Origin of the sequence: Granulicatella sp. WM01, assembly GCF_004570605.1 — a bacterium.
Taxonomy (GTDB): domain Bacteria; phylum Bacillota; class Bacilli; order Lactobacillales; family Aerococcaceae; genus WM01.
Window position 1 is genome coordinate 1 of sequence record NZ_SPPB01000122.1, and the last position, 1,115, is coordinate 1,115.

Annotated in this window: 2 protein-coding genes; both read right to left on the minus strand. The window is 32.3% G+C overall.

The window, feature by feature from the left end:
• Positions 1 to 689, minus strand: a 689-nt coding sequence (locus tag E4T68_RS08925) for a hypothetical protein (RefSeq protein WP_135126044.1), incomplete at its 3' end; no start/stop codon positions are given.
• An 81-nt stretch (positions 690 to 770) separates the two neighbouring features.
• Positions 771 to 1,115: hypothetical protein (locus tag E4T68_RS09390; RefSeq protein ID WP_167753880.1), on the minus strand; the 345-nt coding region annotated here is incomplete at its 5' end.

A 1,115-nucleotide genomic window follows, 5' to 3' on the forward strand; every position in this document is an offset into this window, starting at 1 on the left:
ACAATTGCTCCTGCATTCTTGAGTTTAGTATATAAATAAAAGCCTTGCCTATCCTTATTTTCTAGTAGTGTAGGGTATTCTTTAGCGTAAATTCGACCTAATTCTGTAATAATATCATCTTGCGTCTTAGTTTTGCCTAGCTTTCCCTTTATCGTAATGTTTATATCTAATTCAGATGCCAAAACAGTAATTTCTTTTCCTTTGGGATTGTTGCTCATGTTCCAACTGTTTAGTATAGGAAGATATAGTTGTTCCGCAATAGGCAAGAGCATTACCTTATCATGATAATGGTCTTTGATAATTTCTTTAGATTTTTCGTAAGTTTCGACATCTTCACGCAACATAAAGATATGGTATGGAATATTTTCTGTGCCTAATTTTTCATGAAACTCTGTTTTATTCTCCTTAAATAGCCCACTTATCTCGTCCTCTCCCTTGTATTTACCTAAATCCGTTAATTCTGCCGTTGTTGTGATATGAGGTAAGGTATATCCTAATACATCTGGAGCAAATCTCCCACTAGGAGCATACGTATGTTGCAGTGGTATTTGACTACTCGTTGTCTGTTCTGTTGACGAAGAGGATACCGTACTTTCTGTTAGTATCGGGTTTTCTTGTTTTATTGGTGTACATGCACACAATACTCCTAACATCACACCAATTGTTATCATCTCTTTTTTATCTACCATGACATGCCCTCCTTAATCGTTTAGTTATGTTCATAAGATAGCATTCCAATCAAAACTATAGCATAATCTGCTTTAGTATACTTATGTACATAGAGGTGGTTTTCTTTTGTTATTTTTACAATGATTAAGATAATCTTCCCATTGTTTCATTATATCATTAATACGTTTTTCTGCTTTATCCAAAATATAACCAAAATCATAAAAACACATTAATGCATCTTCATAAATAAATCGTTCCAGATTAACGCAAAATTTAAATTGATATTCTGATAATTCGGGTAACGAGATCACACAATCTATACTAGCAGAATATTTAACTTTTTCACCCTGTTCAATAATGCTCATACCTATTTCATTGTCGTTTAAACCACTTAAAAAATAATCACTTATAAACTCTATGAACATATTATTTATTTCTTCCATTTG